The organism is Streptomyces sulfonofaciens (assembly GCF_014656295.1).
Lineage (GTDB): Bacteria > Actinomycetota > Actinomycetes > Streptomycetales > Streptomycetaceae > Streptomyces > Streptomyces sulfonofaciens.
On the sequence record NZ_BNCD01000004.1, the window covers coordinates 327,775 to 354,357 of the forward strand.

The window sequence follows — 26,583 nt, forward strand, 5'->3', positions numbered from 1 at the left end:
CCTGACCTCGGGCCGGGTCTCGGGCCCCGGTCTCGGAGCGCGCAGGCAGCGGACAGGGCCCGGGCACGCACACCGCGCCGCCCGGGAACCAGCGCCCCCGGACCACCTGGCGCAGCGCCCGGTCCGGACGCGATCCGAACACCACCGATCACGCTCACCCCGGAGCCGGAGCCGGAGCCGGAGCCGGAGCCGGAGCCGGAGCCGGAGCCGGAGCCGGAAGTGCCGGCTCCGAGGTCGGCGTCGGTCGCGGTGGGGCGCCAGTGGTGTACCGGCTCCGGCGCGCGGCCTCCTCGGGCACCGCCCCCGCCGTCCCGCTATGCGTCGTACACATCCGCCTTCCGCGGCGAGACGTCCTGGATCTGGCCGCTGAGGGCGCCGGAGCGGCTGCCGAACTTGTCCGTGTTGACGCCGTTCTCCTCCAGGACCTTGATCGCCGCCGCATGGACCACACGCAGCACCGGGGTGGCCGTGCGCAGCGCGTCATCGGCCATGAAGCGGTGCCGCCAGGGCTTGTCGGCCCAGGCGTGCCGCAGACCGAACGGCTCGGGCAGCGCCAGGCTGCCGCCCAGGAAGTCGAGCAGCGGCGGATACCAGGTGAACGGTGCCCGGACCGCGAGCCGTACCACCTCGTCCGGCTTGACCACCGGCAGGGTGATGCTCTTGGTCTCCCAGAACCTGATCGGCTTCGCCACCGTCTTCTTCTCGGGCGAGGGCTTCGACGTGAAGAGCGGGTGCACCGGCCCCAGCGCATGTCCCGTGACCTCGATGCGCAGCGTCTCGTGCAGCACCGTCACGGTGATCAGCATGGTGATCACCAGTTGGCCGTCCCACAGGGTGAACTGGACGCCCAGGTAGTGACGGTCGCCGCTGCCGAACTGCTGGTCGTTGCAGATGCGCTGGACCTCGTGGGGCTTGATCTGGAAGGCCTCCACGTTGGTGCCGCTCGGCCGGGAGACGCCGCCCGCGTTCTCCCCGATGGGCGTGACGATCCAGTGCCGTATCGACGGCTTCGGGAAACCGCCGGTGTGCAGCGGGCCGCGCTCCAGCATCCGCAACTGGTCGTGGATGGCGCGTATGACGTCCCAACTGCGGAAGGGATTGATCTCCTTGCCGGGCTCGCGCGGCACCAGCTCCTCGGCCAACTGCCAGCTTCCCCAGCGGGTGCCCATGCCGAGGATGCCCTTCGGGCCGGCGTAGAAGACCGAGTTGGACTGCTGCTCCGCGGACAGCTTGGCGAGGCCCTGCCGCAGTTGCTCGGCACCGGTCTCGTTGGGATGGGTGGGCACCGCCTCCGGGATCTTGGGGCCGACGCCACCGCCGGAGAGCAGGCCGGACCACCGGTCGCGGAGGTCCTGCGCCGTGCGCTCGCAGATCCGGCGGGCCCAGACCCACCCGATGACCGGTGCCACGACGGCGGCCCGCCCGTACCAGGACCAGAAGCCGGTGAAGGGCAGCTTGACCAGGAAGATCACGGCCAGCACGGCGAAGCCGAGCAGCAGCGCGGAGGCCAGCGTGGAGGAACGCCGGCCGGTGGACTTGTTGATCACGCGCCGGAGCTGGAAGACCAGCAGCCAGACGATCAGGCCGGGCAGGAAGATCAGCCCGCACAGCGCCATCACGGCCGTCAGCCAACTGTCGCGGTGGCGGCGGATGCGGCTTGCGGCGAGGCAGTGCTCGACGACGACCTGCGGCTCGATGCCGAAGGACTGGATGAGCGGAGCCCGGCCGCCGCCCAGCATCCGCACCTGCACGGCACGCGAGAACGCCTCGCCGAGGTTGGGCTTGAACAGGGCGAGCTTGCCCGGTTTCACCTTCGACTGGTGCCAGTCGTTGTTGGCATCGAGGATCTTCTCGATGTCGCTGTCGCGGTACGCGGCCGATGCCAGGGCATGCGTGGCCGCGGTCTGGCCGGGCGCACCCGCGAGCGGGACCTGCGCTCCCGGCCTGAAATCGAATACGTCGTCCGCCACTGCCGCCCCCACTCGCCGCCACGCCCGTGCTCTTGCGGGCCCTTCCCGACTTCCTCGTCCAGCACACCTGTTGGTCAGGTCATCGACTTGATCGGGTCATCAGCGTATCGGGGTCGGAAGACATCCGCTGGAGCCTGTGGAAAACCTCCTCGGCCGCCCCGTCCGCACGGCCGCCGACGGCCCTCCACGTGCCGGTGAGGACGCCCGGAACCACAAGAGCCGGTCGGACGGGGCCCTCCGCACACCCACGCCGCGCCGGCGCTTCGACCAGCCCGTGCCCGGACGCCGGCCCGTTCCGCCGAGACCGGCACTCTGGCTCGTACGCGTACCCCACTCGGGCGGGTGCTGCCGTGCCCGCCCCGGCGCACCGGCCGGATCGGCCGCTCCCGGCCGCGCCGCCGCACCGGACTGCGCCACCGCTCCTGCCCGCCTGTCCGCCGCGGTCTCTCCGTCCCTCCGACTCGGTGGCCCGTCGCCCCTACGGGCCCGCTCGCCGTACCGGCTCGCACCGGCTCCTCCACTTCGCTGCGCGATGTCCCGCTGGTGTCGAGCCCGATGCGCCCACCGGAGCCGCGCCCGCCGCTCGCGGAGCGGCAGAGCGGGCACCGTGTGTCACATCAGGCCACGTTGTGTCGTCCGATCATGCAGTGTCTCCCCGGTTGCGGGGCGATTCATGCGACGGCCTCCGCCTGTCCGCGGATCCGGTCGGCGACCTGCGGCGGCATCGGCTCGTGCCGGACGTAGGAGCGCCCGAACCGCGCCGTGCCGTGCGAGAGCGACCGCAGGTCCACCGCATAGCGGCCGATCTCGATCTCGGGTACGTCGGCCCGGATCAGGGTGCGCCCGCCCGCTGTCTGCTCGGTGCCGACCACGCGCCCACGCCGCCCCGAGAGATCACTCATCACCGCACCCACATAGGCGTCCTCGACGAGGACCCGCACTTGCGCAACGGGCTCCAGCAGATGGATCCGGGCGTCGGCCGCGGCCTCCCGCAGGGCGAGCGCGCCCGCCGTCTGGAAGGCCGCGTCGGAGGAGTCGACCGAGTGGGACTTGCCGTCCAGCAGCGTGACCCGGACGTCGACCAGCGGATGGCCGGTCGCCACGCCCTTCGCCGCCTGGCTGCGCACGCCCTTCTCCACGGACGGGATGAACTGCCGCGGCACCGCCCCGCCGACGACCTTGTCGACGAACTCGATCCCGCTGCCCTCCGGCAGCGGCTCCACCTCGATCTCGCAGATCGCGAACTGCCCGTGGCCGCCGGACTGCTTGACGTGCCGCCCGCGCCCGGCCGCCCTGCCCGCGAAGGTCTCCCGCAGGGACACCTTGTGCGGCACGAGGTCGACCTGTACGCCGTAGCGGGAGCGCAGCCGTTCCATGGCGACGTCCGCGTGGGCCTCGCCCAGGCACCACAGGACGAGCTGGTGGGTGTCCGGGTTCTGTTCGAGCCGCATGGTCGGGTCCTCGGCGACCAGCCGCGCAAGGCCCTGGGACAGCTTGTCCTCGTCGGCCTTGCCGTGCGCCTCGATGGCCAGCGGCAGCAGCGGATCGGGCATGTCCCACGCCTCGATCAGCAACGGCGCCTCACGTCCCGAGAGGGTGTCGCCGGTCTCCGCGTGGGCGAGCTTCGCGACGCAGGCGAGGTCTCCCGCCACGCACTGCGCCAGCGGTCGCTGCTGCTTGCCGAACGGCGACGACAGCGCACCGAGTCGTTCGTCCGCCTCGTGCAGGGCGGGCTCCTGCTGGCCGCGGTCCACGAGGCCGTGTCCCGAGACGTGCACCGTCTCGTCGGGGCGCAGCGTGCCCGAGAACACCCTGACGAGGGAGACCCGCCCCACGTACGGGTCGGACGCGGTCTTCACCACCTCCGCGATCAACGGCCCTTCGGGGTCGCAGACCGGCGCGGGCCGCGACGCCCCCTGCGGAGTGGTCACGGCGGGCACCGCGTGCTCCAGGGGCGACGGGAAGCCGCCGGTGACCAGTTCGAGCAACTCCACGGTGCCGAGCCCCGCGCGGGCGCCGGCCGGGGCGGGGGCGGCGGCCAGCACCGGGTGGAACACCCCGCGCGCCACCGCCTTCTCCAGGTCCGCCACCAGCGTCTCGACGCCGATCTCCGAGCCCTCCAGGTAGCGGTCCATGAGGGTCTCGTCCTCGCTCTCCGAGATGATGCCCTCGATGAGCCTGTTGCGGGACTCCGTGATCAGCGGCAGCCGCCGCTCGTCGGGCTCGCCCTCCCGGCGCGTGCCGGAGCCGTAGTCGTACAGGCGCTGCGACAGCAGGCCGATCAGCCCGGTCACCGGCGCGTGGCCGTCCGGCCCGGTGGCGCCGTGCTGCGGCAGGTACAGCGGCAGGACCGCGTCCGGGTCGTCGGCGCCGAACGCCTCGGCGCACACCCGGGTCATCTCCTCGAAGTCGGCGCGCGCGGCCTCCAGGTGGGTGATCACGATGGCGCGCGGCATCCCGACGGCCGCGCACTCCTCCCACACGGCGCGCGGCGCGCCCGTGACGCCCTCGGCGCCCTCCGCCGCCGAGACCACGAAAAGGGCCGCGTCCGCGGCTCGCAGACCGGCCCTGAGTTCCCCGACGAAGTCGGCGTATCCGGGGGTGTCCAGCAGGTTGATCTTGTAGCCGCCCCATTCGAGCGGGACCACGGAGAGCTGGACCGAGCGCTGCTGGCGGTGCTCGATCTCGTCGTAGTCGGAAAGGGTGCCGCCGTCCTCGACGCGGCCCGCGCGGTTCACCGCCCCGGCCGCCAGCGCGAGTGCCTCCACCAGCGTCGTCTTGCCCGATCCGCTGTGGCCGACCAGGACCACGTTCCGTACCGAGGCGGGGTGGTCGGCCGTCGCTGCCCTGCCGGCGGCCCCGGGGTGTGTGTTCGCCTTGTCGCCCATGCTGTGCCTCCCGGTCGCTTGCTCGGTGAGGTCCTGCCTGGCGCGGAGCGCTGCGGGCCGCGTGCGGTGACGGCTCCGGCGACGCCCGCGGTTGTCCTTCGAGCTTTCCACTCCCGTCATGGTGCGTCCATACGTCGTACGGGATCCCGCCGGCCTCGGGTGCCCGGGGGCCGCCCCCGTGCGCGCGTGGCTACGATGGGCCATCCGGCGGCCAGCAGGGGCCGCCCGTCCCACGGACCCCGGGAAAACCATGCTGAACAAGTACGCGCGTGCGTTCTTCACGCGTGTCCTCACCCCGTTCGCCGCCTTCCTCATCCGCCGCGGGGTCAGCCCCGACACGGTCACCCTGCTCGGTACGGCCGGGGTGGTGGTGGGCGCACTGGTCTTCTTCCCGCGTGGCGAGTTCTTCTGGGGCACGGTCGTCATCACGCTGTTCGTCTTCTCGGACCTGGTGGACGGCAACATGGCCCGCCAGCTCGGCCGCTCCAGCCGGTGGGGGGCGTTCCTCGACTCCACGCTCGACCGCGTCGCCGACGCCGCCGTATTCGGCGGCCTCGCGCTCTGGTACGCGGGCCGCGGCAACGACGACATCCTCTGCGCCGTCACCCTGTTCTGCCTGGCCAGCGGCCAGGTGGTGTCGTACACCAAGGCGCGCGGCGAGTCGATCGGGCTGCCGGTCGCGGTGAACGGCCTGGTGGAGCGCGCGGAGCGTCTTGTGGTCACGCTGGTGGCGGCCGGTCTCGCGGGACTGCACAAGTTCGGTGTGCCGGGCATCCAGGTGCTCCTGCCGATCGCCCTGTGGGCCGTCGCGGTGGGCAGCCTGGTCACGCTCGTCCAGCGGGTCGTCACGGTCCGCAAGGAGGCCGCCGAGGCGGACGCCGCCCCGGCGCAGAGCGGCAGCGGGGCCGCCTCGTGAGCGGCACCCAGGATCCGTCCGGGACCGGCGCCGGCGCCCAGGGCCCTTCGGGCATCGGCGGCAAGGACTCTTCAGGCAGCGGCGGCAGGCGCCCTTCCGGTACCGGAAGGGGCACGGGCCCGCGCGGTGCCACCGCCGTGTCCGCAGGCCCCGCCCCCGCCGGCCTCGCGGCCAGAGCCGCCGAGCACCTGAGCGACGCGCTGTACGGCCTTGGCTGGGGCACCGTCAAAAGGCTCCCGGAGCCCGTCGCCGTACGGCTCGGCACGACCATCGCGGACACCGCCTGGAAGCGGCGCGGCAAGGGCGTGCTGCGCCTGGAGCGCAACCTCGCGCGCGTGGTGCCCGACGCCGGCCCGGAGCGGCTCAGCGCGCTCTCCAAGGCGGGCATGCGTTCCTACATGCGCTACTGGATGGAGTCCTTCCGGCTCCCCGCCTGGAGCGAGGAGCGGATCAGGGAAGGCTTCGATCCCAAGGACGTGCACCACCTGACCGACGGCCTCGCCTCGGGCCGGGGCGTCATCCTCGCGCTGCCCCACCTCGGCAACTGGGACCTGGCGGGCGCCTGGGTCACCACGGCGCTGGGGACGCCCTTCACCACCGTCATGGAGCGGCTCAAGCCTGAGACCCTCTACGACAGGTTCGTCGCCTACCGGGCCGGCCTCGGCATGGAGGTGCTCCCGCACACCGGCGGCTCCGCCTTCGGCACCCTGGCCCGGCGGCTGCGCGCGGGCGGCCTGGTGTGCCTGGTCGCCGACCGCGACCTGTCCGCGTCCGGCGCCGAGGTGACGTTCTTCGGCGAGCGCACGAGGATGCCGGCAGGCCCGGCGATACTCGCGCAGCAGACCGGGGCCCTGCTGCTGCCGGTCACCCTCTGGTACGACCGGTCACCGGTCATGCAGGGGCGGGTGCATCCGGCCATCGACGTCCCCGCGACAGGCAACCGTCTCGAAAAGGCGTCCGCGATGACTCAGGCCCTCGCCGACGTCTTCGCCGCGGGGATCGCCGAACACCCTGAGGACTGGCACATGCTGCAACGGCTCTGGCTCGCCGACCTGGACCCGCAGCGGGAGCAGGCCGCCGAGGACACCCGGGAGACACCGTGAAGATCGGCATCGTCTGCCCCTACTCCTGGGACGTGCCCGGGGGCGTCCAGTTCCACATCCGCGACCTGGCGGAGCACCTGATCGGCCGCGGCCACGAGGTGTCCGTGCTCGCCCCCGCGGACGACGACACGCCCCTGCCGCCGTACGTGGTCTCCGCGGGCCGCGCCGTGCCCGTGCCCTACAACGGGTCGGTCGCCCGGCTCAACTTCGGCATCCTCTCGGCGGCCCGGGTGCGCCGCTGGCTGCACGACGGCTCGTTCGACGTCATCCACATCCACGAGCCCAGCTCCCCGTCGCTGGGGCTGCTCACCTGCTGGGCCGCCCAGGGGCCCATGGTCGCCACCTTCCACACGTCCAACCCGCGCTCCAAGGCGATGATCGCCGCGTACGCGCTGTTGCAGCACGCCCTGGAGAAGATCAGCGCACGCATCGCGGTCAGCGAGTACGCCCGGCGCACCCTCGTCGAGCACCTCGGAGGTGACGCCGTCGTCATCCCGAACGGGGTGGACGTCGATTTCTTCGCCAAGGCGGAGCCGCAGGCCGCGTGGCAGTCGGAGCTCACCCGGGGCACGACCGCGGGCGACGGGCCGGCCGCCGGCGGCACGATCGGCTTCATAGGGCGCATCGACGAGCCGCGCAAGGGCCTGCCGGTGCTGATGAGGGCCCTGCCGAAGATCCTCGCGGAGCGCCCCGGCACCCGCCTCCTGGTCGCAGGGCGCGGCGACCGCAAGGAGGCCCTCGAGAACCTGCCGAGGCAGATGCACGCGCGCGTGGAGTTCCTCGGCATGGTCAGCGACGAGGACAAGGCCCGGCTGCTGCGCAGCGTCGACCTCTACGTGGCGCCCAACACCGGCGGTGAAAGCTTCGGGATCATCCTCGTGGAGGCCATGTCCGCGGGAGCGCCGGTACTGGCCTCGGACCTCGACGCCTTCGCGCAGGTCCTGGACCACGGCCAGGCGGGCGAGCTGTTCGCCAACGAGGACGCCGACGCGCTGGCCGCCGCGGCGGTACGCCTGCTCGGCGACGAGGCGCGCCGCGCCGAGCTGCGCAGGCGCGGCAGCGCCCATGTGCGGCGCTTCGACTGGTCGACGGTCGGTGCCGACATCCTGGCCGTCTACGAGACCGTCGCGGACGGCGCGGCCTCCGTGGCCGCCGACGAGCGCACCACGGGGCTGCGGGCCCGGCTGGGGCTGGACTAGGCGGGCGCAGGGCCGTCCTGTGGCCGCCCGGGGGCTGCCTCGCCCGTCCGGGGCGCCCTTTCGAGCGGGGGCCAGGGCCTGCTCCACCGGGCGGGGCCGTTCAGCGCCGGGTGGAGCTGTCCGGTGCCTGGCGGGGCCACGCAGCCGAAGCGGGGCCCGCCGTCCGCCGCCGTCCAGCCGTACGGGGGCCCGACGCGTTCCGTGCGGCTGCGGGCCGCGCTGCGCGGCTTCGTGCCGCACCGCTTTCCGCCGACCGCCGCGGCGGACCCGCACGCCCTTCCGGCGCCCGGGGCCGTCGCGGGGCCCTGGCGTGCCCCACGGCGCGTCGGGAGCGTACGTCACGCAACGGTAGCCTTTCCGCCCGTGACCACACTGATCTGGATCGTCGTCGTCCTGATCGCGATCGGCCTCTACCTCAGTTGGACCGCGGGCCGGCTCGACCGGCTGCACGCCCGCATCGACGCCACCCGCGCCGCGCTCGACGCCCAACTGGTGCGCCGTGCCTCCGTAGCGCAGGAGCTGGCGACGTCCGGGGTGCTCGACCCGGCCGCATCCATCGTGCTCTACGAGGCCGCGCACGCCGCCCGGCAGGCGGAGGAGGAGGAGCGCGAGGTGGCGGAGAGCGAGCTCAGCCAGGCGCTGCGGGCCGTCTTCTCCGAGGCCCAGCAGGTGGCGGCGGTCCGCGAGGCGCCCGGCGGCGAGGCGGCCGTCGAGGAGCTGTCCCAGGCGGTGCGGCGGGTCCCCATGGCACGCCGGTTCCACAACGACGCCGTCGGCGCCGCCCGTGCGCTGCGCAGGCACCGCAAGGTGCGGTGGTTCCGGCTCGCGGGCCACGCGCCGTTCCCGATGGCCTTCGAGATGGACGACGAACCGCCCGCCGCCCTCGTGGCCCGGGCCGCCGGGTAACGGCGGGCAGGCACCGGGCCGCCGACAACGGCTGGCAAGCCCCCGATCGCACTGTCGCGGCCCGTGGCTCCTCGCCCGCGGCTCTCCGGGACCCGTGCCACGACCCGCGGGAGACACGCCCGGCGACCCGCGGGCAACACGTCCGGCGGGGCTCCGCCAGGGGTCCTGACGGCCCGCCCCGGGCGGTCAGGTGCCCGGGGCGGCCCCGCCGGGCCGGCGGGACCCCGCACCTCAGAGCCGTTCCGGGCCGGAGCTGCGAACGGCACGGACCCGGACCTCCGGTTGGCGGCCCGCCGCGTTCCCGGGCGGCCCGCCACAGCGCCCGGACAGCCCCGCACAGGTGCCCGTACCGGCCCGCACGCGCGCGTGTCGGCACAAAACGATCCACTGCCGCATCATTGGCCCTTGTAGTGGCCCCTTTGCGCGCCGCACTCTCATGTCGCAGAAACCGCCTTCACCAAGTGAGGTCACACGTGTCCACCACGCTTCCCAGCACCAACCAGTCCGACGGGGCCCCCACGACCGGCACGGCGCGCGTCAAGCGCGGCATGGCCGAGCAGCTCAAGGGCGGCGTGATCATGGATGTCGTCACGCCGGACCAGGCGAAGATCGCCGAGGACGCGGGCGCGGTCGCCGTGATGGCCCTCGAACGGGTCCCGGCCGACATCCGCAAGCACGGAGGCGTGGCCAGGATGTCCGACCCGGACATGATCGAGGGCATCATCGGCGCCGTCTCCATCCCGGTCATGGCCAAGTCCAGGATCGGCCACTTCGTGGAGGCGCAGGTGCTGCAGTCACTGGGCGTCGACTACATCGACGAGTCCGAGGTGCTCACCCCGGCCGACGAGGTCAACCACTCCGACAAGTGGGCCTTCACCACGCCCTTCGTCTGCGGGGCCACTAACCTCGGCGAGGCGCTGCGCAGGATCGCCGAGGGCGCGGCCATGATCCGCTCCAAGGGTGAGGCCGGTACCGGCAACGTCGTCGAGGCCGTGCGCCACCTGCGGCAGATCAAGAACGAGATCGGCAGGCTGCGGGCCCTGGACGACCACGAGGTGTACGCCGCCGCCAAGGAGCTGCGCGCCCCCTACGAGCTCGTCAAGGAGGTGGCCGCGCTGGGCAAGCTGCCCGTGGTGCTGTTCTCGGCCGGCGGCGTCGCGACCCCCGCGGACGCCGCGCTGATGCGCCAGCTCGGCGCGGAGGGCGTCTTCGTGGGCTCGGGCATCTTCAAGTCCGGTGACCCCGCCAAGCGCGCGGCCGCCATCGTCAAGGCCACCACCTTCTACGACGACCCCAAGATCATCGCGGACGCGTCCCGCAACCTGGGCGAGGCCATGGTCGGCATCAACCTCGACACCCTTCCCGAGGCGGAGCGCTACGCCGACCGCGGCTGGTGAACCGCCGTGGCCACGACCCCCGATCCACTCCAGTGAGGCACAGGTCACCCCACCGATGAGCACTGCACCTGTCATAGGCGTCCTGGCCCTCCAGGGCGACGTACGGGAGCACGTGACCGCCCTGGCCACGGCCGGCGCCGTGGCCAGGGCGGTACGCCGCCCCGACGAACTCGCCGGCGTCGACGGACTCGTCGTGCCCGGCGGCGAGTCCACCACCATCTCCAAACTGGCCGTGCTGTTCGGCCTGATGGAACCGCTGCGCACACGCGTGCGTGCCGGACTGCCCGTCTACGGCACCTGTGCGGGCATGATCCTGCTCGCCGACAAGATCCTGGACCCCCGCTCCGGGCAGGAGACCTTCGGCGGCATCGACATGATCGTGCGCCGCAACGCCTTCGGCCGCCAGAACGAGTCCTTCGAGGCGGCCGTCGACGTCGACGGCGTGGCCGGCGGCCCGGTGGAGGGCGTGTTCATCCGCGCGCCCTGGGTCGAGTCCGTCGGCGCGGCCGCCGAGGTGCTGGCCCGGCACGAGGGGCACGTCGTCGCCGTACGGCAGGGAAACGCGCTCGCCACCTCGTTCCACCCCGAACTCACCGGCGACCACCGGATGCACGCGCTCTTCGTGGACATGGTGCGCGACCGGCAGGGCGCCGGGTCCTTGTAGGATCTGCGGGGGTACCCTCCAGGCCTTGAAGTGCTGGGGGAGTTCAGAGATGGGTTACGCGAAGGAGACAGGCAGATGTCCGGCCACTCTAAATGGGCCACGACGAAGCACAAGAAGGCCGTGATCGACGCCAAGCGCGGCAAGCTCTTCGCGAAGCTCATCAAGAACATCGAGGTCGCCGCGCGGATGGGGGGTGCCGACCCGGACGGCAACCCCACGCTGTACGACGCCATCCAGAAGGCCAAGAAGCAGTCCGTCCCGAACAAGAACATCGACTCCGCGGTCAAGCGCGGCGCGGGTCTGGAAGCCGGCGGCGCCGACTACGAGACGATCATGTACGAGGGATACGGGCCGAACGGCGTCGCGGTGCTGGTCGAGTGCCTCACCGACAACCGCAACCGCGCGGCGTCCGACGTCCGCGTGGCGATGACGCGCAACGGCGGCTCGATGGCCGACCCCGGCTCCGTCTCGTACCTCTTCAACCGCAAGGGCGTCGTGATCGTCCCCAAGGGCGAGCTCTCCGAGGACGACGTGCTCGGCGCGGTCCTCGACGCGGGCGCCGAGGAGGTCAACGACCTGGGCGAGTCCTTCGAGGTGCTCAGCGAGGCGTCCGACCTGATCGCCGTGCGCACCTCCCTCCAGGAGGCCGGCATCGACTACGACTCGGCCGACGCCAACTTCGTCCCGACCATGCAGGTCGAGCTGGACGAGGAGGGCGCCAGGAAGATCTTCAAGCTGATCGACGCCCTGGAGGACAGCGACGACGTGCAGAACGTCTTCGCCAACTTCGACGTCTCGGACGAGATCATGGAGAAGGTAGACGCCTGACCGGGGCCCGCTCGACGAGGGCCGCGGTACGCCACGGGCCGGCGGGACACCCCCGTCGGCCCGTTGTACTGGGCGCTCGCCGGCCGTGTCGGCCGCGCTGTCAGTGGCAGCCGATAGCGTGCCGGGGACAGGTCCGACAGGGCGTGGAGCGAGGCGAGGGGAGGGCCGATGCGCGTGCTGGGCGTGGACCCGGGTCTGACGCGGTGCGGCGTCGGCGTGGTCGACGGAGTCGCGGGACGCAGGCTCACCATGGTCGGCGTCGGTGTCGTGCGCACCCCCGCGGACGCGGAGACGGGCCACCGCCTGCTCGCCATCGAACAGGGCATAGAGCAGTGGCTCGACGAGCACCGGCCCGAGTTCGTCGCCGTGGAGCGCGTCTTCAGCCAGCACAATGTGCGCACGGTCATGGGCACCGCCCAGGCCAGCGCCGTCGCCGTCCTCTGCGCCGCGCGCCGCGGTCTGCCGGTGGCGCTGCACACCCCCAGCGAGGTCAAGGCCGCCGTCACCGGCAGCGGCCGCGCCGACAAGGCCCAGGTCACCGCCATGGTCACACGCCTGCTACGGCTGGCCGCGCCCCCCAGGCCCGCCGACGCGGCCGACGCCCTCGCGCTCGCCATCTGCCACATCTGGCGTGCTCCCGCCGTGCACCGCCTCCAGCAGGCGCACGCCCGGGCCCGCTCCGCCCGCCCTGCCGCGCCCGGCGCGCACATCCCCGCCGCGCCCGCGGTGCGCCGGCCGGCCGGGGAGCCGCCCGCGCCGGCCAGCTCCCCACGAAAGGCCCCCTGATGATCGCCTTCGTCAGCGGCCCCGTCGCCGCGCTCGCCCCGGACGCCGCCGTGGTGGAGGTCGGCGGCATCGGCATCGCCGTCCAGTGCACCCCGGACACCCTCTCCACGCTGCGTGTCGGCGCCGACGCCAGGCTCGCCACCTCGCTCGTCGTCCGCGAGGACTCCCTGACCCTGTACGGCTTCGCCGACGACGACGAGCGTCAGGTCTTCGAGCTGTTGCAGACCGCAAGCGGCGTCGGACCGCGCCTGGCGCAGGCCATGCTCGCCGTGCACCGCCCCGACACACTGCGCAGGGCCGTGGCCACCGGGGACGAGAAGGCCCTCACCGCCGTCCCCGGGATCGGCAAGAAGGGCGCCCAGAAGCTGCTGCTGGAACTGAAGGACCGCCTGGGCGAACCCCTCGGCACCGGCACCGGCACGCGCACCGGCGCACCGGCCGCCGCCGGCTGGCGCGACCAGTTGCACGCCGCGCTCATCGGCCTCGGCTACGCCACCCGCGAAGCGGACGAGGCCGTCGCCGCGGTGACCCCCCAGGCGGAGGCCGCCGGAGCGACACCCCAGGTGGGCCCGCTGCTGAAGGCCGCCCTGCAGACCCTGAACCGCACCCGATGACCCGGCCGCGCCGCTCACGCATGCCAGGGCACCCCGGCGGAAACACGCCACCGCATGCGCCCGCGCCCACGCGTCGGCGCGCCCCCGGACACCCGGCACCCGCGCCCGAACCCCCGACGGCCGCCCCCGCCGACCCGTACGACACCGCGAGGCACACCGCATGAACTGGGACGACACCACCCGCGGCGCGCCCTCCGCGCCCGGCACCCCCGCAGCGTCCGACACGGAGGACCGCCTCGTCGGCTCGCTCGCCGACGGCGAGGACCAGGCCGTCGAGGCCGCACTGCGCCCCAAGGACCTCGACGAGTTCATCGGCCAGGAGAAGGTCCGCGAACAGCTCGACCTGGTGCTGCGCGCCGCACGCGCGCGCGGCGCCACCGCCGACCACGTCCTGCTCTCCGGCGCCCCCGGCCTCGGCAAGACCACCCTCTCGATGATCATCGCTGCCGAGATGGCCGCCCCGATCCGCATCACCAGCGGTCCCGCCATCCAGCACGCCGGCGACCTGGCCGCGATCCTCTCCTCGCTGCAGGAGGGCGAGGTGCTCTTCCTCGACGAGATCCACCGCATGTCGCGGCCCGCCGAGGAGATGCTCTACATGGCCATGGAGGACTTCCGCGTCGACGTCATCGTCGGCAAGGGCCCCGGCGCCACCGCGATCCCGCTCGACCTGCCGCCGTTCACCCTGGTGGGCGCCACCACCCGGGCCGGCCTGCTGCCGCCCCCGTTGCGCGACCGCTTCGGCTTCACGGCGCACATGGAGTTCTACGAGCCCACCGAGCTGGAGCGGGTCATCCGCCGCTCCGCACACCTGCTCGACGTGCACATCGAGGCCGAGGGCGCCGCCGAGATCGCCGGCCGGTCCCGGGGCACGCCACGGATCGCCAACCGCCTGCTGCGCCGGGTGCGCGACTACGCCCAGGTCAAGGCGGACGGAGTGATCACCCGTGAGGTGGCCGCAGCCGCCCTCGGCGTGTACGAGGTCGACACACGCGGTCTCGACCGGCTCGACCGCGCCGTGCTGGAGGCACTGCTCAAACTGTTCGGCGGCGGACCCGTGGGCCTTTCCACACTCTCCGTGGCCGTGGGGGAGGAGCGGGAGACGGTGGAGGAGGTGGCCGAGCCCTTCCTGGTCCGGGAGGGTCTGCTCGCCCGCACGCCACGAGGCCGGATCGCCACCCCCGCAGCCTGGGCCCACCTCGGCCTGACGCCGCCTCCCGCCGCCGGGGCCGGGCCGGGCGGAAGTGGCCAACAACACTTGTTCGGAACGTGACGGCGCGGGTGGTCGCCACGTCAGGAACTGCGGTGCCATGCTGAGCGTTGTTCCATCGGTGCGGACTCGCCTAGACTCCGCCGATGCCGCCTTTGCGGGCGGCGACGACCACCCCCGACCCTGGCCGTCCAGTCCTGTGCGGCCGTATGAAGGAAGTTCCCTCCCGTGAGTCTCGTGACCCTCCTCCCGTTCATCGTGCTCATCGGGGCCATGTTCCTGATGACCAGGTCCGCCAAGCGCAAGCAGTCGCAGGCGGCGCAGATGCGGGACCACATGCAGCCCGGTTCCGGCGTCCGCACGATCGGCGGCATGTACGCCACCGTCAAGGAGGTCCACGAGGAGACGGTCCTCCTGGAAGTCGACGCCGGCACCCACGCGATCTTCGCGAAGAACGCCATCGGAGCCGTCCTGGACGACGAGGAGTACAACCGCATCGTGCACGGCGCAGGGGACGCCATCGACCTGGACACCCCGATCGTGCCGGACGACGCGTCCTCCCTCACCGAGACCGAAGAAACCGACGAGACCGCCGACTCCTCGGACGGCTCACCCGTCGACCTCGGCAAGCGGGACACGGCCGGCGAGAAGCCGGCAGGGCCCGCCAAGACCACCGCGTCCGGTGAGGGCGACGCCCGCGACGCCGACGAGAAGGCCGCGGCAGGCGACGCCGCCGAGGCCAAGGACGCCACCAAGGTCGACGCCGGGGCGGACGACGCGGAGCCGAAGAAGACCGACGGCGAGTCCGAAGCGAAGTAGCCGCGGCCGGGGACCGCGGAGCATTCGCTCGGGCGCCGCTGTCCCAGGACCGTGCGTACTTCGCGCGGTATCTCGACACCATGTCATGGCTGCCCGTGCGCTCCCTGCGCCGGGCGGTCGGAGAGGGAGAACGAGAAGGTGGCAGCACCCACAAGAGGCCGGCGGACGAGCGCCTCGGGTAAACCGGGCCGTGCCCTGGTCCTCATCCTGGTCGCGCTCGTCGCGCTCACCGGGGGAATGTTCCTGTCCGGGGACACGAAGCCCCGTCTGGGTATCGACCTCGCCGGTGGTACGAGCATCACGCTCAAGGCGAAGAACACACCGGGCCAGAAGAACGCGGTCAACAAGACCAACATGAACACGGCCGTCAGCATCATCGAGCGCCGTGTCAACGGCCTCGGCGTCAGCGAGGCCGAGGTGCAGACGCAGGGCAGTGACAACATCATCGTCAACATCCCCCGCGGCACCAACTCCAAGCAGGCCCGTGAGCAGGTGGGCACCACCGCTCAGCTCTTCTTCCGCCCGGTGCTGACCCTGGCCAGCGGCGCCCCCGCGCCCAAGCAGTCCGCCAGCCCCTCGGCGGGCGCCAGCGACAGCCCCAGCGCCGGTAGCAGCGCGTCCTCCGGCAAGGCCAAGGGCGACAGCGGGCAGCAGGCGACCTCCTCCGGAGGCTCCACCCCGAGCGACTCCGCGCCCCCGCAGGGCAGGGCCCTCTCCCAGGCCCTCAAGGCCGACCCGACGCCGTCCTCGACGGGCAAGGCATCCTCCGGCAGCGGCAAGGATTCCTCGGCGCCGCCCAGCCCGTCCGCCAGCGGCGCGGCCGGCGACGCGGCCACCGCGGCGCTGCAGTCCAAGTTCGAGAGCCTGGACTGCACCGACGCCGCCGTGCGCGCCAAGACCAGCGAGGCCGCCGCCAAGCCGGACGACCCCACGGTCGCCTGTGGCAAGGACTCCCAGGGCAACTGGCAGAAGTACGTCCTCGGGCCCGCCGCCGTCGCCGGCACCGACGTGAGCAAGGCCCAGGCGGTCTACGACACCCAGGGCGCGTCGGGCTGGCAGGTCACGATGCAGTTCACCGGCAAGGGCACCAAGAAGTTCGCCGACATCACCGGTGACCTCGCCAAGAAGCAGTCGCCGCAGAACCAGTTCGCCATCGTCCTGGACGGCGAGGTGGTCTCCGACCCCTACGTCCGCGAGGCGCTGACCGGCGGCAACGCCGAGATCTCCGGCAACTTCAACCAGCAGTCCGCCCAGGACCTGTCCAACATGCTCTCCTACGGCGCGCTGCCGCTCTCCTTCGAGGAGCAGAGCGTCACCACGGTCTCCCCGGCCCTCGGCGGCGAGCAGCTCCACGCGGGTCTGATCGCAGGCGCCATCGGACTCGCCCTGGTCGTGCTCTACCTGGTCTTCTACTACCGCGGGCTGTCCTCGATCGCCATCGCCTCGCTGCTGGTCTCCGCGGCCCTGACCTACACGATCATGGCGCTGCTCGGCCCGACCATCGGCTTCGCGCTCAACCTCCCCGCGGTCTGCGGTGCCATCGTCGCCATCGGCATCACGGCCGACTCGTTCATCGTGTTCTTCGAACGCATCAGGGACGGGATCCGCGAGGGCCGCACCCTGCGACCGGCCGTGGAGCGGGCCTGGCCGCGCGCCCGGCGCACCATCCTGGTCTCCGACTTCGTGTCGTTCCTCGCCGCGGCCGTGCTGTTCATCGTCACCGTCGGCAAGGTGCAGGGCTTCGCGTTCACGCTCGGACTGACCACCGTCCTCGACGTGGTCGTCGTGTTCCTCTTCACCAAGCCGCTGATGACCCTCCTGGCCCGCAGGAAGTTCTTCGCGAGCGGCCACTCCTGGTCGGGCCTCGATCCCAAGCGGCTCGGCGTGAGACCACCCCTGCGCCGCTCCCGCCGCGCGAGCGCCCCCGTCGACCCGAAGGAGGCGTGACATGTCCCGACTCGGCACCCTCGGCGCCCGGCTGCACCGCGGTGAGGTCGGCTACGACTTCATCGCCAAGCGGAAGATCTGGTACAGCGTCTCCATCCTGATCACCATCACCGCCTTCGTCGGCCTGGTGGTGCGCGGGCTCAACATGAGCATCGACTTCCAGGGCGGCGCCGTCTTCACGACCCCGAAGACCAGCGTCTCGGTGTCCAGCGCGGAGCACGCGGCGGAGCAGGCCTCGGGCAAGGACGCGGTCGTCCAGCAGCTCGGCACCGGCGGTCTGCGCATCCAGGTCAGCGGCGTCGACACCGGCAAGTCCGACCAGATCAAGGAGAAGCTGGCCACCGACCTCAAGGTCGACTCGGACGCCATCAACGCCGACCTGGTCGGTCCGAGCTGGGGCGAGACCATCGCCAACAAGGCGTGGACCGGCCTCGGCGTCTTCATGGTGCTCGTCGTGATCTACCTGGCGATCGCCTTCGAATGGCGGATGGCCCTGGCAGCCCTGGTCGCGCTCATCCACGACATCACCATCACGGTCGGTGTCTACGCGCTCGTCGGCTTCGAGGTCTCGCCCGGTACGGTCATCGGCCTGCTGACCATCCTCGGTTACTCGCTCTACGACACGGTCGTCGTCTTCGACAGCCTCAAGGAGGGCTCGAAGGACATCGTCAAGCAGAACCGCTGGACGTACAGCGAGATCGCCAACCGGTCGATCAACAGCACCCTGGTGCGCTCCATCAACACCACGGTGGTCGCCCTGCTCCCGGTCGCCGGCCTGCTGTTCATCGGCGGTGGCCTGCTCGGCGCCGGCATGCTGAACGACATCTCCCTGTCGCTGTTCGTCGGCCTCGCCGCCGGCGCCTACTCGTCGATCTTCATCGCCACCCCGCTCGTCACCGATCTCAAGGAGCGCGAGCAGCAGATGAAGATGCTGAAGAAGCGGGTGCTCGCCAGGCGAGCCGCCGCGGCCGCCAAGGGCGAGCCGCTCCCGGCGGCCGTTCCCGAGGACGACGAGCCCGAGGACATGGAGCCGGAGGACGCCACGCCCGCGGTCGTCGGGCAGCGCGTCCAGCCCGCGTCCCGCAACCGGGGCCGCGGCCGCCCCTCTGGAAAGCGCCGATGAGCGAGACGGAGATACGACCCGAGACGGGGGAAGCCACCATGACCGACGTTCGAGAGCTGCTGCTCAGCCGTATCAGGGACGTTCCGGACTACCCGGAGCCCGGCGTGATGTTCAAGGACATCACCCCGCTCCTGGCCGACCCCGCGGCCTTCGTGGCGCTCACGGACGCGCTCTCGGAGATCACCGTGCGTCACGGTGCGACCAAGGTCGTCGGTCTGGAAGCCCGCGGGTTCATCCTGGGGGCGCCCGTCGCGGTCCGGGCGGGCCTGGGGTTCGTCCCGGTGCGCAAGGCGGGCAAGCTGCCCGGTGCCACCCTGGGCCAGTCGTATGACCTCGAGTACGGCTCCGCCGAGATCGAGGTGCACGCCGAGGACCTGTCCGAGGGCGACCGGGTGATGATCATCGACGATGTGCTGGCGACCGGTGGCACGGCCGAAGCGTCTCTCCAGCTCATACGGCGTGCCGGGGCCGAGGTCGCGGGCGTCGCGATACTGATGGAGCTGGGCTTCCTCGGTGGTCGTGCCCGTCTGGAGCCCACGCTCGCGGGTGCCCCGCTGGAGGCGCTCATCACGCTCTGACGGGCGCGGTAGCGCCCCTTGCACGCGGGCGCGAACCGCCCCCGTGTACCACCCCTGGCGGGCTCCGGAGGAATCCGGAGCCCGCCGTCGGTGTTTTCGGCCATGGGCCGGTTCCATGGCCGAAGACGAGCCAACGGCCCGGGATGGCTACCATGGGCTACCCGGGACCCGACTGGTGGACCCGGACCGCGCGCACGAGGAGCGCCCTTGCCAGACGAGGCCAAGCCACTTGCCGCCGCGCCCGATCAGCAGGCCGACCGGGCAGCCGCGTCCGCATCCGCCCCCGCTCGCCATATGTCGCACACGTCACACGGACAGCAGGCACCCGGGGACCGGATGGCGGACCAGTCGCGCCCCGTGCCCCCCGCAGAGCGGCCGCAGCAGCCCGCCTCGGGGCCCCCGGGCGCCGCTCCAGCCGCCCGCGCGGGCGCCGGCGCGGGCTCCGCCCGTCCCGCGACCGCCCAGGGCCGTCCGCCCAGCGCCACGCCCGCCGTACGCCCCGCCACGGGCCAGCCTCCGCGCTCCGGCTCGTCGAACCGGGTGCGCGCCCGGCTCGCTCGCCTGGGTGTGCAGCGCTCGAACCCCTACAACCCCGTCCTGGAGCCGCTGCTGCGGATAGTGCGCAGCAACGATCCCAAGATCGAGACGGCCACGCTCCGCCAGGTCGAGCGCGCCTACCAGGTCGCCGAGCGCTGGCACCGCGGCCAGAAGCGCAAGAGCGGCGATCCGTACATCACCCATCCGCTCGCCGTGACCACGATCCTCGCCGAGCTCGGCATGGACCCGGCGACCCTGATGGCCGGCCTCCTGCACGACACGGTCGAGGACACCGAGTACGGCCTCGACACCCTTCGCCGCGACTTCGGCGAGCAGGTGGCGCTGCTCGTGGACGGCGTCACCAAGCTGGACAAGGTCAAGTTCGGCGAGGCCGCCCAGGCCGAGACGGTGCGCAAGATGGTCGTCGCCATGGCCAAGGATCCGCGCGTCCTGGTGATCAAGCTTGCCGACCGCCTGCACAACATGCGCACGATGCGCTACCTGAAGCGCGAGAAGCAGGAGAAGAAGGCCCGCGAGACGCTGGAGATCTACGCTCCGCTCGCCCACCGGCTGGGCATGAACACCATCAAGTGGGAGCTGGAGGACCTGGCCTTCGCCATCCTCTATCCCAAGATGTACGACGAAATCGTCCGGCTGGTCGCCGAGCGGGCCCCGAAGCGGGACGAATACCTGGCCATAGTGACCGACGAGGTGCAGACCGACCTGCGCGCCGCGCGCATCAAGGCCACCGTCACCGGCCGCCCGAAGCACTACTACAGCGTCTACCAGAAGATGATCGTCCGCGGCCGGGACTTCGCGGAGATCTACGACCTGGTGGGCATCCGCGTCCTGGTCGACACGGTCCGCGACTGCTACGCGGCGCTGGGCACGGTACACGCGCGATGGAACCCGGTCCCCGGCCGGTTCAAGGACTACATCGCGATGCCCAAGTTCAACATGTACCAGTCCCTGCACACCACGGTCATCGGGCCGAACGGCAAGCCCGTCGAACTGCAGATCCGCACCTTCGACATGCACCGCAGGGCCGAGTACGGCATCGCCGCGCACTGGAAGTACAAGCAGGAGGCGGTGGCCGGCGCGTCCAAGGTGCGCACAGACGCGCCGAAGAGCTCCGGGCGCGCCGGCAGGACCGGCCGCGCGGGGCGCGACGCCGACGCCGTCAACGACATGGCGTGGCTGCGCCAGTTGCTGGACTGGCAGAAGGAGACCGAGGACCCGAGCGAGTTCCTGGAGTCCCTGCGCTTCGACCTCTCCCGCAACGAGGTCTTCGTCTTCACCCCGAAGGGGGACGTCATAGCGCTCCCCGCGGGCGCCACCCCCGTCGACTTCGCGTACGCGGTGCACACCGAGGTGGGCCACCGCACCATAGGAGCGCGCGTCAACGGCCGGCTCGTCCCGCTGGAGTCCACCCTGGACAACGGCGACCTGGTGGAGGTCTTCACCTCCAAGGCCGCCGGCGCGGGACCGTCCCGCGACTGGCTGAGCTTCGTCAAGTCACCGCGGGCCAGAAACAAGATCCGTGCCTGGTTCTCCAAGGAGCGCCGCGAGGAGGCCATAGAGCAGGGCAAGGACGCCATCGCCCGTGCGATGCGCAAGCAGAACCTGCCGATCCAGCGCATCCTCACCGGCGACTCACTGGTCACCCTGGCGCACGAGATGCGCTACCCGGACATCTCCGCGCTCTACGCGGCGATCGGCGAGGGCCATGTGGCCGCGCAGAACGTCGTCCACAAGCTCGTCCAGGCCGTGGGCGGCGAGGACGCGGCCAACGAGGACATCGCCGAGGGCGCGCCTCCCTCACGCGGCCGAGGCCGCAAGCGCCGCTCGAACGACCCCGGGGTCGTGGTCAAGGGCGTCGACGACGTCTGGGTCAAGCTGGCCCGCTGCTGCACGCCCGTCCCCGGCGACCCGATCATCGGCTTCGTGACCCGGGGCAACGGCGTCTCGGTGCACCGCGCCGACTGCGTGAACGTCGAATCGCTCTCCAAGCAGCCCGAGCGCATCCTCGACGTCGAATGGGCGCCCACCCAGTCGTCGGTGTTCCTGGTCGCCATCCAGGTCGAGGCCCTGGACCGCTCCCGGCTGCTCTCCGACGTCACCCGAGTGCTGTCCGACCAGCACGTGAACATCCTCTCGGCGGCCGTCCAGACCTCCCGGGACCGGGTGGCCACCTCCCGGTTCACCTTCGAGATGGGCGACCCCAAGCACCTGGGGCACGTTCTGAAGGCCGTACGGGGCGTGGAGGGTGTCTACGACGTGTACCGGGTGACCTCGGCGCGCAGGCCCTGAGAACCAGGCGCTCCCGGAGGCCGGCCGGCCTCCGGGGGACGCAGCCCATGGCCGGTGGGCGTGGGGACGGGGGCCGGGGGACCGGGCGGGCGGCCCCGCACGGGGGCCGCACGGAGCCATGCCCGAGGGCGGTGGGCGCCCGGCCGGACCCTGCCCGGATCCGGCCCACCGGCCGACGGTTTGCCGACGCACGGGCCCCGCACCGTACGACGGGGCGCCGCAGCCGGGACAGCCGCGGCGGGCCACCGGGCCGGGACCGCCCGGTGCGACCGGCCCAGGGATTAGCCCCCGAACTCCTGCAACCCCTTGAGCGCCTGGTCGAGCAGCGCCTGCCGCCCGTCGAGCTCCTGCTGGAGCTTGTCGGCCCTCGCGGTGTTGCCGGCGGCCCGTGCCGTGTCGATCTGGCCGCGCAGCTTGTCGACGGCGGCCTGGAGCTGACCGGTCAGCCCCTCGGCCCGTGCGCGTGCCTCCGGGTTGGTGCGCCGCCACTCGGCGTCCTCGGACTCCTGCAGGGCCCGCTCCACCGCGTGCATCCGGCCCTCCACCTTCGCCCGGGCGTCCCGCGGCACGTGCCCGATGGCCTCCCAGCGCTCGTTGATCGAGCGGAAGGCCGCCCGTGCCGCCTTCAGGTCGCCGACCGGCACCAGGCGCTCGGCCTCCTCGGCGAGCTCCTCCTTGAGCTTGAGGTTCTCCGCCTGCTCGGCGTCCCGCTCCGCGAAGACGGCACTGCGTGCCGCGAAGAAGACGTCCTGGGCGCCGCGGAACCGGTTCCACAGGTCGTCCTCGTGCTCGCGCTGGGCGCGGCCCGCCGCCTTCCAGTCCGCCATCAGCTCGCGGTAACGGGCTGCCGTGGCACCCCAGTCCGTCGAGTCCGACAGCGACTCGGCCTCGGCGACCAGCCGCTCCTTGAGCTTGCGGGCGTCCTCCCGCTGCGCGTCCAAGGAGGCGAAGTGCGCCTTGCGCCGCTTGGAGAAGGCCGACCGCGCGTGCGAGAACCGGTGCCACAGTTCGTCGTCGGACTTGCGGTCGAGCCGCGGCAGGCCCTTCCAGGTGTCGACCAGGGCACGCAGCCGCTCACCCGCGGCCCGCCACTGCTCGCTCTGAGCCAGCTCCTCGGCCTCGGCGACCAGCGTCTCCTTGGCCTGCCGGGCCTCGTCGGACTGCCGGGCACGCTGCGCCTTGCGCTCCTCACGGCGCGCCTCGACCGACTCGGTCAGCTTGTCGAGACGGGCCCGCAGGGCTTCCAGGTCACCCACCGCGTGGTGGGCGTCCACCTGCTCGCGGAGATGGCCGATGGCCGCCTGGGCGTCCTTGGCCGACAGGTCGGTCGTCCGCACCCGGCGTTCGAGGAGGCCGATCTCCACAACCAGGCCCTCATACTTGCGCTCGAAATAGGCCAGCGCCTCCTGAGGGGAGCCCGCCTGCCAGGAACCGACGACCTGCTCGCCGTCGGCCGTACGCACGTACACGGTCCCCGTCTCGTCGACGCGGCCCCACGGGTCGCTGCTCACAGCGCCTCCTCCACATGATGCGCGCCAAGGCCCTGACGGCCCCCCGGCATCTTCCACAGTTTCGTCACGGCCAATCTAGGCGAACCGCGGGGCGGCTGTCCGCATCCAGCGCGACCGAAATTTCGCAGTTGGCACTCAGGATTTCCGTACCGTCGCCTTGTTGATGACCACCGTGGCATTCGGCGCGCCGTCGCCCTGGCCCGTGTTCTCGCCGGCCTTGGCGATTTTCGTCAGGACCTTCATGGCGTCCTTGGAAAGGGTGCCGAACGGTGTGTAGTAGGGCGGCAACTGGCTGTCCTGGTAGACGAGGAAGAACTGGCTTCCGCCGGTGTTCTTGCCCTGCTTCGTCTGCGGGTTGTACTGGTTGGCCATCGCCACGGTGCCGGCCGGGTAGACGTTCCCCTTCAGGCGCTTGTCCTTGAGGTTCTCGTCGGGGAGCGTGTAGCCGGGGCCGCCCGCGCCGGTGCCCTTCGGATCGCCGCACTGCAGGACGTAGATACCGGACGTGGTGAGCCGGTGACACTTCGTGTGGTCGAAGTAGCCCTTGTTGGCGAGGAAGTCGAAGGAATTGACCGTGTGCGGGGCCTTCGACGCCTCCATGGTGATCGGCATGTCACCGCAGGTGGTCTGGAGATTCAGCGTGTAGGTCGCCGACTTGTCGATGGTGAGGGCCGGCTCCTTCTTGTAGCTGAGGTTCGCCACCTTGCCCTTTGCGGGCTTGTCGCACGGGTCGGGCGCCTTGCTCGGCGTCGGGGGGGCGCTCGGCTCGGCGTTCGCGGTGTCCTTCGAACCGCTGTCGAAGCCGTCCGTCGCCCAGGCGCCCGCGCCGATGGCCACGACCACCACGACCCCCGCGGCGATCGCCGCGTTGCGCCTGCGTGCCTTGCGCCGGGCGGACTCCCGCCGCTGCTGCTGCCGCAAGAACTTCTCCCGGGCGAGCTGCCGCCGCCGCTGATCGCTGCTGACCACCGGTGTCTCTCCTCGTACGTCTCGAATAGCCGACCGTGTTCGTTCGTGTGCCCGTACCGTATATGGGTTCGCTGTGTAAACGGCAGCGCCGGTAGGCTCTGAGTCTGCCGCGGCCCCGGCCCACGGGGCGTGCCGCGGCGTCCCACACGACGAGAAGCGAAGGACGATCGTGCTCATTGCCGGGTTCCCCGCCGGGGCCTGGGGCACCAACTGCTACCTGGTCGCCCCCGCCGCAGGCGAGGAGTGCGTGATCATCGACCCCGGCCTGGAGGCCGCCGAGGGCGTCGAGGCTGCCGTGGAGAAGCACCGGCTCAAGCCCGTCGCCGTCATCCTGACCCACGGCCACATCGACCACGTCGCCTCGGTCGTACCGGTCTGCGGCGCCCATGGCGTGCCCGCCTGGATCCACCCCGAGGACCGCTACATGATGAGCGACCCGGAGAAGGCCCTCGGCCACTCCCTGGGCGCGCCGCTGATGGGCGGGCTCACGGTGGGCGAGCCGGACGACGTCCGGGAGCTGGCCGACGGCACCCGGCTGACCCTGGCCGGAGTGGACTTCACGGTCGCCCACGCGCCCGGCCATACCAAGGGGTCGGTGACCTTCCGGATGCCCGAGGCCGCGGACGTCCCGCCGGTCCTCTTCTCGGGCGACCTGCTGTTCGCCGGCTCCATCGGACGCACCGACCTGCCCGGCGGCAGCCACGATGAGATCATCGAGTCCCTGGCCCGTGTGTGCCTTCCGCTCGACGACTCGACCGTGGTGCTGTCGGGGCACGGTCCCCAGACGACCATCGGCCGGGAGCGCGCCACCAACCCGTATCTGCGGCAGGTGGCCGCCGGCCCGGGAGCGGCACCGAGCGCCGCTCCCCGACGAGGAATGTGACGACCCAGAACCCGTGAGCACCTTCAAGGCCCCCAAGGGCACCTACGACCTGCTTCCGCCGGACTCCGCCGCCTACCTCGCCGTGCGCGAGGCCATCGCCGCGCCGCTGCGGAACTCCGGCTACGGTTACATCGAGACGCCCGGGTTCGAGCACGTCGAGCTGTTCGCCCGCGGTGTCGGCGAGTCCACCGACATCGTCACCAAGGAGATGTACGCCTTCGAGACGAAGGGCGGCGACCGGCTCGCCCTGCGCCCCGAGGGCACCGCCTCCGTGCTCCGCGCCGCCCTGGAGGCCAACCTCCACAAGGCGGGCAACCTGCCGGTCAAGCTCTGGTACTCGGGCTCGTACTACCGCTACGAGCGCCCCCAGAAGGGCCGCTACCGCCACTTCTCGCAGGTCGGCGCCGAGGCCATCGGCGCCGAGGACCCCGCGCTCGACGCCGAGCTGATCATCCTGGCCGACCAGGCCTACCGGAGCCTGGGACTGCGCGACTTCCGCATCCTGCTGAACTCCCTCGGCGACAAGGAGTGCCGGCCCGCCTACCGCGCGGCCCTCCAGGACTTCCTGCGCCGCCTCGACCTGGACGAGGACACACGGCGCCGCATCGACATCAACCCGCTGCGCGTCCTCGACGACAAGCGCCCGGAGGTGCAGGAGCAGCTCGCGGCCGCGCCGCTGCTGCGCGACTACCTGTGCGACGGGTGCAAGGCCTACCACGAGCAGGTGCGCGAGCTGATCGGCGCGGCGGGCGTCGGCTACGAGGACGACCCCCGGCTCGTCCGCGGCCTCGACTACTACACCCGCACCACCTTCGAGTTCGTGCACGACGGACTCGGCTCGCAGTCCGCGGTCGGCGGCGGCGGGCGCTACGACGGCCTCTCCGAGATGCTCGGCGGGCCCGCGCTGCCGTCCGTCGGCTGGGCGCTGGGCGTCGACCGCACGGTGCTCGCCCTTAGGGCCGAGGGCGTCGCACTCGACATCCCCGCGGCCACCAGCGTCTTCGCGGTGCCGCTCGGCGAGGAGGCCAGGCGGGAGCTGTTCGCCAAGGTCACCGAGTTGCGCAAGGCCGGTGTCGCGGCCGACTTCGCGTTCGGAGGCCGGGGCCTCAAGGGCGCGATGAAGGCGGCCAACCGGTCGGGTGCGCGCTTTGCGCTCGTCGCGGGGGAGCGCGATCTCGCCGAGGGCGTGGTGCAACTGAAGGAGATGGAGTCCGGCGAGCAGCGGCCCGTCGCCCTGGCGGCGGTCGTGGACGAGCTGCGGCGCCTGCTCGGCTGAGCACGGGAACCGCGGCCCGAAGACGGCCGTGCACCGGGCACGCGGCTGCCGTTCGGCCCGCGTGCCCCGGCTCGCCGCACGCCCGGGTGGAACCGCTCCCCCTCCCGGGGGTGCGCTTCCCGCCGGGCGGTCGCCTTCCCTCCTGAGCG

21 protein-coding genes are annotated in these 26,583 nt (G+C 72.0%); 17 read left to right on the forward strand and 4 right to left on the reverse strand.

Going from position 1 to position 26,583, the window contains the following annotated elements; translation table 11 throughout:
* Positions 1-314: 314 nt before the first annotated feature.
* Positions 315-1,982: an AbeC-like domain-containing protein gene (locus IE313_RS09580; protein WP_189930541.1), complete on the reverse strand. Its 1,668-nt coding sequence runs from the start codon at positions 1,980-1,982 to the stop codon at positions 315-317.
* Between the two features lie 659 nt (positions 1,983-2,641).
* Positions 2,642-4,858, reverse strand: a complete 2,217-nt coding sequence (locus IE313_RS09585) for an elongation factor G-like protein EF-G2 (RefSeq protein WP_189930542.1) — start codon at positions 4,856-4,858, stop codon at positions 2,642-2,644.
* Between the two features lie 250 nt (positions 4,859-5,108).
* Here IE313_RS09585 and pgsA point away from each other — a divergent pair, with 250 nt between their 5' ends.
* The 15 genes from pgsA (at position 5,109) to IE313_RS09660 (ending at position 21,795) form a co-directional block, all read left to right on the forward strand.
* Positions 5,109-5,774 (forward strand): phosphatidylinositol phosphate synthase, encoded by a 666-nt coding sequence (gene pgsA / locus IE313_RS09590; protein ID WP_189930543.1) that lies wholly within the window; start codon positions 5,109-5,111, stop codon positions 5,772-5,774.
* A 137-nt stretch (positions 5,775-5,911) separates the two neighbouring features.
* Complete coding sequence (locus IE313_RS09595; RefSeq protein ID WP_189930544.1) at positions 5,912-6,877, forward strand: phosphatidylinositol mannoside acyltransferase; 966 nt, start codon at positions 5,912-5,914, stop codon at positions 6,875-6,877.
* Positions 6,874-8,076, forward strand: coding sequence for a glycosyltransferase family 4 protein (locus IE313_RS09600; protein ID WP_189930545.1), 1,203 nt, complete (start codon positions 6,874-6,876; stop codon positions 8,074-8,076). The genes IE313_RS09595 and IE313_RS09600 overlap by 4 nt, the downstream gene beginning before the upstream one ends.
* A gap of 363 nt (positions 8,077-8,439) precedes the next feature.
* Positions 8,440-8,982 carry a hypothetical protein gene (locus IE313_RS09605; protein WP_189930546.1) on the forward strand — a complete coding sequence of 181 codons (543 nt, stop codon included), beginning with the start codon at positions 8,440-8,442 and terminating at the stop codon, positions 8,980-8,982.
* 473 nt (positions 8,983-9,455) lie between these two features.
* On the forward strand, positions 9,456-10,379 hold the full coding sequence (pdxS, locus tag IE313_RS09610; protein ID WP_189930547.1) for a pyridoxal 5'-phosphate synthase lyase subunit PdxS: 924 nt from the start codon (positions 9,456-9,458) through the stop codon (positions 10,377-10,379).
* 55 nt (positions 10,380-10,434) lie between these two features.
* Positions 10,435-11,043 (forward strand): pyridoxal 5'-phosphate synthase glutaminase subunit PdxT, encoded by a 609-nt coding sequence (gene pdxT, locus IE313_RS09615; protein WP_189930548.1) that lies wholly within the window; start codon positions 10,435-10,437, stop codon positions 11,041-11,043.
* A 75-nt stretch (positions 11,044-11,118) separates the two neighbouring features.
* Positions 11,119-11,871: a YebC/PmpR family DNA-binding transcriptional regulator gene (locus IE313_RS09620; RefSeq protein WP_189930549.1), complete on the forward strand. Its 753-nt coding sequence runs from the start codon at positions 11,119-11,121 to the stop codon at positions 11,869-11,871.
* A gap of 168 nt (positions 11,872-12,039) precedes the next feature.
* Positions 12,040-12,657 (forward strand): crossover junction endodeoxyribonuclease RuvC, encoded by a 618-nt coding sequence (gene ruvC / locus IE313_RS09625; RefSeq protein WP_229924495.1) that lies wholly within the window; start codon positions 12,040-12,042, stop codon positions 12,655-12,657.
* A complete protein-coding gene (gene ruvA, locus IE313_RS09630) occupies positions 12,657-13,271 on the forward strand; it encodes a Holliday junction branch migration protein RuvA (RefSeq protein WP_189930550.1) in 615 nt (204 codons plus the stop codon). The genes ruvC and ruvA overlap by 1 nt, the downstream gene beginning before the upstream one ends.
* 160 nt (positions 13,272-13,431) lie before the next feature.
* Entirely contained in the window at positions 13,432-14,544 is a 1,113-nt protein-coding gene (gene ruvB / locus IE313_RS09635; protein WP_189930551.1) for a Holliday junction branch migration DNA helicase RuvB, read from the forward strand.
* Positions 14,545-14,709: 165 nt separating this feature from the next.
* Positions 14,710-15,300, forward strand: a complete 591-nt coding sequence (yajC, locus tag IE313_RS09640; RefSeq protein WP_189930552.1) for a preprotein translocase subunit YajC — start codon at positions 14,710-14,712, stop codon at positions 15,298-15,300.
* 138 nt (positions 15,301-15,438) lie between these two features.
* Positions 15,439-17,247, forward strand: a complete 1,809-nt coding sequence (gene secD, locus IE313_RS09645; protein WP_189930553.1) for a protein translocase subunit SecD — start codon at positions 15,439-15,441, stop codon at positions 17,245-17,247.
* A 1-nt stretch (position 17,248) separates the two neighbouring features.
* Entirely contained in the window at positions 17,249-18,370 is a 1,122-nt protein-coding gene (secF, locus tag IE313_RS09650) for a protein translocase subunit SecF (protein WP_189930554.1), read from the forward strand.
* Positions 18,371-18,408: 38 nt separating this feature from the next.
* The gene (locus IE313_RS09655) at positions 18,409-18,948 is read left to right on the forward strand and encodes an adenine phosphoribosyltransferase (RefSeq protein WP_189930555.1); all 540 of its coding nucleotides are present in this window, start codon (positions 18,409-18,411) and stop codon (positions 18,946-18,948) included.
* 207 nt (positions 18,949-19,155) lie between these two features.
* Positions 19,156-21,795, forward strand: coding sequence for a RelA/SpoT family protein (locus IE313_RS09660; protein ID WP_189930556.1), 2,640 nt, complete (start codon positions 19,156-19,158; stop codon positions 21,793-21,795).
* 281 nt (positions 21,796-22,076) lie between these two features.
* Here IE313_RS09660 and IE313_RS09665 read toward each other — a convergent pair whose 3' ends face one another.
* The gene (locus IE313_RS09665) at positions 22,077-23,306 is read right to left on the reverse strand and encodes a DUF349 domain-containing protein (protein WP_189930557.1); all 1,230 of its coding nucleotides are present in this window, start codon (positions 23,304-23,306) and stop codon (positions 22,077-22,079) included.
* A 135-nt stretch (positions 23,307-23,441) separates the two neighbouring features.
* Positions 23,442-24,275 (reverse strand): peptidylprolyl isomerase, encoded by an 834-nt coding sequence (locus tag IE313_RS09670; RefSeq protein ID WP_189930558.1) that lies wholly within the window; start codon positions 24,273-24,275, stop codon positions 23,442-23,444.
* Positions 24,276-24,444: 169 nt separating this feature from the next.
* On the opposite strand from IE313_RS09670, the gene IE313_RS09675 reads away from it, so the two are divergent.
* Together IE313_RS09675 and hisS are read left to right on the forward strand one after the other, a co-directional pair.
* Positions 24,445-25,158 (forward strand): MBL fold metallo-hydrolase, encoded by a 714-nt coding sequence (locus tag IE313_RS09675; RefSeq protein ID WP_189930559.1) that lies wholly within the window; start codon positions 24,445-24,447, stop codon positions 25,156-25,158.
* Positions 25,159-25,171: 13 nt separating this feature from the next.
* Positions 25,172-26,434 carry a histidine--tRNA ligase gene (gene hisS, locus IE313_RS09680; protein ID WP_189930560.1) on the forward strand — a complete coding sequence of 421 codons (1,263 nt, stop codon included), beginning with the start codon at positions 25,172-25,174 and terminating at the stop codon, positions 26,432-26,434.
* Positions 26,435-26,583: the final 149 nt, after the last annotated feature.